The sequence below is a fragment of the Nostoc sp. genome (genome assembly GCF_036919575.1).
GTDB lineage: Bacteria > Cyanobacteriota > Cyanobacteriia > Cyanobacteriales > Nostocaceae > Nostoc.
On record NZ_JBALBY010000088.1, the window covers coordinates 1 to 7,470 of the forward strand.

The 7,470-nt window shown below is 45.0% G+C and carries 5 protein-coding genes; 3 read left to right on the forward strand and 2 right to left on the reverse strand.

The genetic code is table 11. The features are described from left to right. Nucleotides 1-535: 535 nt before the first annotated feature. Both V7K27_RS22720 and V7K27_RS22725 read left to right on the forward strand, forming a co-directional pair. Entirely contained in the window at nucleotides 536-1,465 is a 930-nt protein-coding gene (locus V7K27_RS22720; protein WP_334950337.1) for a leucine-rich repeat domain-containing protein, read from the forward strand. A gap of 259 nt (nucleotides 1,466-1,724) precedes the next feature. After that, the gene (locus V7K27_RS22725) at nucleotides 1,725-2,603 is read left to right on the forward strand and encodes an N-acetylmuramoyl-L-alanine amidase (protein WP_334950338.1); all 879 of its coding nucleotides are present in this window, start codon (nucleotides 1,725-1,727) and stop codon (nucleotides 2,601-2,603) included. 126 nt (nucleotides 2,604-2,729) lie between these two features. Here V7K27_RS22725 and ribBA read toward each other — a convergent pair whose 3' ends face one another. Then, nucleotides 2,730-4,403 carry a bifunctional 3,4-dihydroxy-2-butanone-4-phosphate synthase/GTP cyclohydrolase II gene (gene ribBA / locus V7K27_RS22730; protein WP_334950339.1) on the reverse strand — a complete coding sequence of 558 codons (1,674 nt, stop codon included), beginning with the start codon at nucleotides 4,401-4,403 and terminating at the stop codon, nucleotides 2,730-2,732. 303 nt (nucleotides 4,404-4,706) lie between these two features. Here ribBA and argC point away from each other — a divergent pair, with 303 nt between their 5' ends. Beyond that, nucleotides 4,707-5,765 carry an N-acetyl-gamma-glutamyl-phosphate reductase gene (gene argC, locus V7K27_RS22735; RefSeq protein ID WP_334950340.1) on the forward strand — a complete coding sequence of 353 codons (1,059 nt, stop codon included), beginning with the start codon at nucleotides 4,707-4,709 and terminating at the stop codon, nucleotides 5,763-5,765. Between the two features lie 109 nt (nucleotides 5,766-5,874). Here argC and eno read toward each other — a convergent pair whose 3' ends face one another. Beyond that, nucleotides 5,875-7,164, reverse strand: a complete 1,290-nt coding sequence (gene eno, locus V7K27_RS22740) for a phosphopyruvate hydratase (protein ID WP_334950341.1) — start codon at nucleotides 7,162-7,164, stop codon at nucleotides 5,875-5,877. Nucleotides 7,165-7,470: the final 306 nt, after the last annotated feature.

Sequence of the window (7,470 nt, forward strand, 5' to 3'; positions counted from 1 at the left end):
TGAATGAACCTCAGAGCTTTGTGAATGAACCTCAGAGCTTTGTGAATGAACCTTAGAGCTTTGTGAATGAACCTTAGAGCTTTGTGAATGAACCTCAGAGCTTTGTGAATGAACCTCAGAGCTTTGTGAATGAACCTCAGAGCTTTGTGAATGAACCTTAGAGCTTTGTGAATGAACCTTAGAGCTTTGTGAATGAACCTTAGAGCTTTGTAAATGAGTCTTTGAACTCCGTTAACGAGTCTTTGATATTCATGAATGAGTGAATGTTATAGGACTTACGCAAAACTAGACACTGTAGGGGCAATTCATGAATTGCCCCTACCTAAAAATCAGGGTTTGGGCTATTGTTTGCGTAAGTCCTGTGTTATTGCAAGGTTAGGGATGCCTACGTCAAGTACTGCGTCCTACCCACCCAGTTAATTTAAACATTACAGCCCTTTCTACGCAGATAGAACACATTAATCTAGCCCCATTCCCCATAACCTGCGATACACTATTCTGGTAAATATCGCTACAGAGTTGGTGAGGTTTGCTGATGACAAATGAAGAACTGTTGCAAATTATTGAAAAAGCTGCGAAGAAAAAGACAACGAAGCTATGCCTCAATAACAATCAACTCAGCAGCCTGCCACCAGAAATCAGCCAACTCTCCAAATTGACAAGGCTATCCCTCAATAACAATCAACTCAGCAGCCTGCCGCCAGAAATCAGCCAACTCTCCAAATTAACAAGGCTATCCCTCAATAACAATCAACTCAGCAGCCTGCCGCCAGAAATCAGCCAACTCTCCAACTTGACAACGCTAGACCTCTTTGACAATCAACTCACCACTCTGCCGCCAGAAATCAGCCAACTCTCCAACTTGACAGGTCTAAACCTCGCTAGCAATCAACTCAGCAGCCTGCCGCCAGAAATCAGCCAACTCTCCAACTTGACAGGTCTAAACCTCGCTAGCAATCAACTCAGCAGCCTGTCGCCAGAAATTAACCAACTCTCCAACTTGAAATGGCTATCCCTCTTTAACAATCAACTCAGCAGCCTGCCGTCAGAAATTAGCCAACTCTCCAACTTGACTGAGCTAGACCTCTCTAACAATCAACTCAACAGCCTGACACCAGAAATTAGCCAACTCTCCAACTTGAAATGGCTATCCCTCTGTGACAATCAACTCAGTAGCCTGCCGTCGGAAATCAGCCAACTCTCCAACTTGACTTTCCTAGACCTCTCTAACAATCAACTCAGTAGCCTGCCGCCAGAAATCAGCCAACTCTCCAACTTGACTTTCCTAGACCTCTCTAACAATCAACTCAGCAGCCTGCCGCCAGAAATCAGCCAACTCTCCAACTTGAGAGGCATATACCTCAAGAACAATCCACAATTAAGCTCGCCGCCGCCTGAAATTGTCGAGCAAGGAACGGAGGCAATTTTGACCTATCTTCGAGCCAGGTTAGAAGCTAAAGGATAATATCTTTCTAAGTTGCTAGTAGTTGGTAAAGGGGGTGTAGGTAAAACATCATTATTAAATGGCTGGTAACATCATTATTAAATGGCTGGTAACAGCACTATTGCAGGGATTATAAACGTATATTTAACTAGAATTAAGGTATTATAGCGATTATTGTTTGAATACTATCTGCGGTAGGCGTTTGCAGAAGTGCGTTTCTACGAGGGACACGCCAGTTTAGCTATAAGTTAATATCTACCGTTTTACTGGTATTAGAAAAATGAGGTTTACAGACTGGGCGACTAGGGTGCTACTAATCTCGCTGATGTTCATGGCTTTAATTGTAGTGCTGCTAATTGGACGAGCAACAAAATTACAACATAATCCGACAATATCCCATACATCATATCCACAGGTTACAGCCTGGAGTCAATATCCACAGGCGCAATTCCAATCAGCGAAATACCCAGAAAAGAAATCTCAAGTTGTTATCAAGTCCCCAGTTAAGACTAACAAGGCTGTAGCAAGATACGTAACTACTCAAGCTTTTGCACGTTATAGACCTAATTATCAAGTTGCTTCGGTTGACCCAAGTAACTATGGAGAACGGTACGCCCAAGATGTTAACGGTATTCCTGTCAACAATCAACCAATTATCGTCCTCCATGAAACTGGTTATTCTGCTTCCAGTGCCGTTAATTTCTTTCAAGTAGCCCATAATGATGAAAGTGTGCAAGCAAGTTACCACGCTTTAATCAAGTTAGACGGAACGGTGATTTATCTAGTACCGCCCGAAAAGCGGGCTTTTGGTGCAGCTAACTCAGTATTTGATGGTTCCGAGGGAGTGGAAACTGTGCAAACTAATCCACATTTGCCTCCGTCTGTGAATAATTTTGCTTATCACGTTTCTTTGGAAACACCGCCAGATAGTTATGACAGTAACAGCCAACAAACCCATAGTGGCTACACGGAGGCTCAATATCATTCTCTTGCTTGGTTAATTGCTCAAAGTCAAGTAAGAGACGATCGCATCACTACGCACCGTCTAGTAGACCGTTCTGGTAAAAAAGTTGACCCAATAAATTTTGATGGTCATAAATTTCTGAACTTACTTAATACTTATCGTCAGGTCAGACCAATATATAGAGTCAGTAATTAATTTACAGCAGATTGCAGGTGCATGAAGTACATCACCTCACCCCTAACCCCTCTCCTTAGTAAGGAGAGGGGAGATGAAGCACATCTGTACCTCACGAGATTAGGAAACGCTATAGCATTATTGAAGCTATTTGCTAAAGCTATAGATTTGCTGCTTTTCCAGGCGATCGCTAATCGATGAAGGCAGTGTACCATGCGGGAATGTCTGCCGATCTAGTTGGACTTGTAAATTACTCAAAGGATCGCAACCAGAGGAAATCAGAAATTCTAGTTTCTGGATGTAAGGCAAAGTTGCGAGGTTATCCAAAATTTGGAAGATAGCTTGTATATAAGGATGACCACTTTGCTGATACCAATCACAGCTAGCAACTTTTGGTTGATCAAAACCCAAGTGTACTGTTAAAGATGGCTCGTCAAATAAAGCGATCGCTAAAGGACGCGCCTCTTCCTGTAACAATAAATCATTAGTTCTCGCTAAGTGTCGCAGTTTCTCTAACCGTTCATAACGTTCCGTCACCGCTTCTGGGTCATCTTGCCAGTGGATTGCTACTGTCACCAGATAAGTCTGTAACAGCATGTGACCCAGCTTTTTCGCCTTTGTCGCCAGGTAATAGGAATTGTAGTCGGTTGCCTCAATCAATAACGGTAGGCGATCGACTACTTCCAACCCATAGCCCTTGACTCCAGCAATTTTACGCGGATTATTGGTAATCAGGCGGATCTTTTTTATGCCTAAGTCCATAAGCATTTGCGCCCCCATGCCGTAGTCTCGTAAGTCGGCGGGAAATCCCAAGCGCTCATTTGCCTCTACTGTATCCAGTCCCATATCCTGCAATGAGTAGGCTTTCAGCTTGTTAATCAAGCCGATTCCCCGTCCTTCTTGACGCAGGTATACAACTACACCTTGACCCGCAGCCTCAATCATTTTTAGTGCGGCTTCTAACTGCATCCGACAGTCGCAGCGCAAAGAACCCAAAGCGTCACCAGTTAAGCATTCTGAGTGCATCCGCACCAGCACCGGCTCATCTTTAAAGTTAGCGGGATCGCCCTTGACAATTGCAACGTGTTCTGTGTTATCCACAGTATGGCGGTAGGCGTAAATTTCAAACTGACCGAATTCACTAGGCAGCTTGGTAACAACTTCTCGATACACTAGGCGATCGTGCTGTAGGCGATAACTAATTAAATCCGCAATACTAATAATTTTTAAATTGTGACGTTTAGCGTATTCAAATAACTGCTGCAACCGCGCCATTGAACCATCGGGGTTTTGAATTTCACAAATTACCCCGGCTGGGTATAGCCCTGCGAGTCGAGATAAGTCCACACCAGCTTCTGTATGTCCGGCGCGTTTGAGTACGCCTCCCTCTTTAGCCCGAATCGGGAAAATATGACCAGGACGACGTAAATCGGTAGGTTTTGTGGCTGGGTTGAGAGTAACCTGGATAGTGCGGGCGCGGTCTTCGGCTGAGATGCCAGTGGTAACACCCAATTCTGGACCAGCATCAATACTAACAGTGAAGGCAGTTTGGTTAGTATCTGTAATGTTGCTGACCATCAAAGGTAAGTCTAGCTCGTCTAGGCGATCGCCTGTCATTGCCAAACAAATCAGTCCTCTAGCTTCCACCGCCATGAAATTAATCGTGTCGGGTGTGGCAAATTGGGCAGCACAGATTAAGTCGCCTTCATTTTCTCTATTTTCATCATCTACCACTACAACGACACGACCAGATTTTAGGTCTGCTAAAGCGGCATGAATCGAATCAAATTTAAAAGCTTGGGTAGTATTAGGCTTTGACACAGAAAGATTTCCAGCTACCAACGTAAATTTTTTTTACAATTTCCTCTTTTAGATTGTAGCTTTTTTACAAGGCAGAGAATCAGACTAGCAATGATTTGATAACGTGGGAAAATTTTTGCCATTAAAATTGGGGTCAAGGGTCAATTAACTGAATTTTATATAGACTTTGGACTTTTGACTTTGGACTCTTGACTCCCCAAAACCAAGTGGAGGGGTTTGGGGCGTTTTGTGGGCTGCGCTAGTCGCTGATATTGTTGATAGCTGAGAACGAATTAACCATTCATGGGATAAGGATTTCAGATCATGGGCAAATTTAGACGCGTACCCGTTGGGATTGTTGGCGCGTCGGGCTATGGCGGAGTACAGTTAGTACGATTACTGATGGATCATCCAGAAGTCGAACTGGTTTATTTAGGCGGTGAGAGCAGTATCGGGAAATCCTTTGGAGATATCTACCCACATCTGGCTCATGCGGCTAACCTGCCAATAGAGGCGGTAGAACCAGAAATAATTGCTCATCGCTGTGAAGTAGTTTTCCTGTCTTTACCAAATGGTCTGGCTTGCCAAATTGCGCCCAAACTGTTGGAAAAAGGATGTAAAGTACTAGATTTGAGTGCAGACTATCGGTTCAGTGATTTGAAAACTTATACAAATTGGTATGGTACTGAGAGAAGCGATCGCAATATTGCAGCTACAGCAGTTTATGGATTACCAGAACTTTATCGCGATCGCATTGCCGAAGCTCAACTCGTTGGCTGTCCTGGTTCCTATGCCACTGCTAGTCTTTTAGCACTTTCGCCACTCTTAAAGCAAGGTTTAATCAAACCAGAAACAGCGATTATTGATGCCAAATCTGGTACATCTAGCAGTGGACGGCAAGCTCAAACCAACTTATTGCTAGCTGAGGCAGACAACTCTATAGCAGCTTTCCATGTCGGTCGTCACCGTCATACCCCAGAAATTGAGCAAATTTGCAGTGACTTAGCGGGTCACGAACTGATGATCCAATTTACGCCACATCTGATCCCAATGGTGCGCGGTATTTTGGCAACGGTATATGCCACATTGCGCGATCCTGGTCTAGTGCGAGATGACTTAATCACAATTTTTTCAGCCTTCTACCGCAACTCTCCTTGGGTAAAAGTCTGCGGTAGCGGCGTTTATCCCCAAACTAAATGGGCTAATGGCAGCAATCTTTGTTACATCGGTGTAGAAGTTGACCCGCGCACAGGTCGCGTGATTGTGATGTCAGCAATTGACAATCTAATTAAAGGACAGGCGGGGCAAGCGATTCAGTGTATGAATCTGATGATGGGCTGGGATGAAACCTTGGGGTTGCCCAAGTTGGGGTTTTATCCGTGATGAATGGGGAATGGGGAATGGGGAATGGGGAATGGGGAATGGGGAATGGGGAGTGGGGAGTGGGGAAATACCCTACTCCCTACTCCCTACTCCCTACTCCCTAATCTCTCTACTTCGGTCCTAACCCCACAGCACCAGCATAAACGGCGCGATCGCCTAATTCGTCTTCAATTCGCAGTAAGCGATTATATTTTGCTACGCGTTCGCTGCGACAGAGGGAACCTGTTTTGATTTGACCGGCGCGGGTTGCTACGGCTAAATCAGCGATCGTTGTGTCTTCGGTTTCACCAGAACGATGGCTAATTACTGAACGGATACCGTTGCGAGTTGCCAAATCAATCGTTTCCAAGGTTTCGGTGAGTGAACCAATTTGATTGAGTTTAATCAAAATGGCATTAGCGGCTTTTTCCTGGATGCCTCTTTGCAAGCGGGTGGCGTTGGTAACAAACAAGTCATCTCCTACCAATTGCACCCGCGAACCTAACTTCTGGGTCAACAATTGCCAACTTTGCCAGTCTTCTTCATGCAAGCCATCCTCAATTGATACAATTGGGTATTGATCAACCAGTTGCGCGAGGTAATCAATAAACTCAGCCGGGGCGTGAGGTTTACCATCGTAAACATACTGCCCATTTTTGTAAAACTCACTAGCTGCCACATCCAACGCCAAAGCTACTTCTTCCCCTGGCTGATAACCAGCTTTCTTAATGGCAGCAACTAGCAATTCTAAAGCCACCTGATTAGATTCTAGGTTAGGCGCAAAACCGCCTTCATCGCCCACACCAGTAAGCAAACCCTTCTCATCTAATACTTGACTGAGGGTAGCAAACACCTCGGCACCCCAGCGTAATGCTTCCCGGAAGGAAGTTGCGCCAATTGGGACAATCATAAACTCTTGAAAATCTACGTTGTTTGAAGCGTGTGCGCCACCGTTAATCACGTTCATCAACGGCACTGGGAGCAAATTCGCTAAAGGGCCACCTAAATAGCGATATAGAGGAATTCCCAAAGATTCAGCGCCAGCTTTGGCTGCTGCTAGGGAAACCCCCAAAATCGCATTCGCCCCCAAATTGGATTTGTTAGGAGAACCATCTATGGCGATCATTGTCCGGTCTAGCAGTTCTTGGTTGAGGGCATCCAAACCTAACAATTGGGGCGCAAGTGCTTCTCTGACGTTTTGTACTGCCTTGAGTACGCCTTTGCCCCCATAACGGCTTTTATCGCCATCACGCAGTTCGTGAGCCTCAAAAGTGCCAGTAGATGCACCACTGGGAACCTGCGCCAGTCCGACAACACCGTTGGCTAAATGCACTTCGGCTTCAATTGTCGGTCTACCGCGTGAATCAAGAATTTCACGGGCTGCGATCGCCTCAATGGCAGTATCTAGAAATTTACTCATCTTTACTTAGTCCTTTACTTCGATTGCGTTCTTAGCGCCGATATAGTTTAGTAGCTAACCCAATCGTTAGCATAGGCGTTTAGGAAGCTTTATAGGCTGAGATTTAAGAATATTTCCAGTCATTTGGTCAAAGCGCTTTGCCCAAGGATTGAGATTAAGGATTGGAGATTAGCGTTGTCAAAGTGAGTCTTCTATTCATTACTAGCTCTCAACTCGGCAGTTGAGCCTTTTTACTCGGCAGTTGAGCCTTTTTACTCGGCAGTTGAGCCTTTTTACTCGGCAGTTGAGCCTTTTTACTCGGCAGTT